The organism is Vibrio sp. YT-17 (genome assembly GCF_033337375.1).
In the GTDB taxonomy this organism is placed as follows: domain Bacteria; phylum Pseudomonadota; class Gammaproteobacteria; order Enterobacterales; family Vibrionaceae; genus Vibrio; species Vibrio alginolyticus.
Genome location: NZ_JAWOQP010000121.1, coordinates 1 through 1,252, shown reverse-complemented (window position 1 = coordinate 1,252; position 1,252 = coordinate 1). Strand labels below are relative to the sequence as shown.

The following is a 1,252-nucleotide window of genomic DNA, read 5'->3' as shown; positions in this document are numbered from 1 at the left end:
ATATTAGTAATGTTGAAACCTTCTCCGTATGGCTGGATTTCCCAGTACTTTCTCGGATTCTTTTTTGCGTATGGCGTTTACCTGCCATTTTGGTCGTTGTGGTTTAAAGAACAGGGTGTTTCTTCCACGGACATTGGTTTACTGGTTGGTTTAGGTTTGGCGACACGCTGCGTGGCTAACATCGTCATTACCCCTCTTGTACACCGAGTTTAACATCTAATGCCAACGTTGCGTTGGTTGAGCTTTGCAGCCCTCATTTTTGTTGGTTTCCACTTTTTTACGGGCGGCAGTTTTTGGCTCATGGCATTGGCAACGGTGTTGTTTAACTTGTGTTGTGGTCCGGTAGTTCCGCTATCAGACGCGATGGCAAACTACTACGCTCGCTTGAAAATGTTGGATTACGGGCGCACGCGTTTGTGGGGATCTATAGCCTTCATTGCGGGTTCAACGGTGGTGGGTTTCCTTGTTGCAGAATTTGGCTCGGATATGATTCTGTACACCGCGATGGTGGGGGTGTTCTTTTCATTGCTTTTCGCGATGCGCAGCATCAATCCAATGCCTGTCACTCGCGGTGACCAGCATGCTGAACGTCCGAAATTATCTGCACTGCTTACCGATAAATCAGTGGTGAAGTTCTTGGTTTTGGTGTCACTTATCCAAGGTAGTCATGCGGCGTACTACGGCTTTAGTGCCATTCACTGGAAAGCGGCGGGTCACTCAGAAGACGTGATCGGCTACTTGTGGAGTCTGGGCGTTGCGGCAGAAGTGGCTGTGTTTGCATTGAGTAAGCGTCTGTTTGCTGGTTGGGCGCTGCGCACGCTGTTTATTGTTGCAGCTTGTGGTGTGATGATGCGTTGGGGAATGACCGCTGCAACAACGTCTATCGTTGCGTTGGTTATCGTGCAACTTCTGCACGGTGTGACATTCGCGACGGCGCACATTGCGGCCATTCAATACATCCAAAACTCTGAAGAGCACAAAATGGTGGCGCTGCAAGCGCTATACAATGCGATCCCGCTTGGCGCATTTATCGCGCTGATGACGGTGCTCAGTGGTTGGGGTTACGAGCACTGGGGCGCGCTGGTGTTCTGGGGTATGGCGGCAATGGGCCTATTGGCGCTGTTCATCAAATTGGACCCTCAAGAGCCTAGCCACAACGTGGTGGATGTGTCTGAAAAGGCACTTGAAACACAGAATTAGACTTCTGTGACAAAGGTTAAAAACTAATCTTTGTCTCCATTGTGAAAGCAGT

The 1,252-nt window shown here is 49.7% G+C and carries 1 pseudogene; it reads left to right on the top strand.

Annotated features, from left to right (window positions below):
• The first annotated feature begins 9 nt into the window (after positions 1-9).
• Positions 10-1,200: pseudogene (locus tag R7F67_RS24340) on the top strand (3-phenylpropionate MFS transporter).
• Positions 1,201-1,252: the final 52 nt, after the last annotated feature.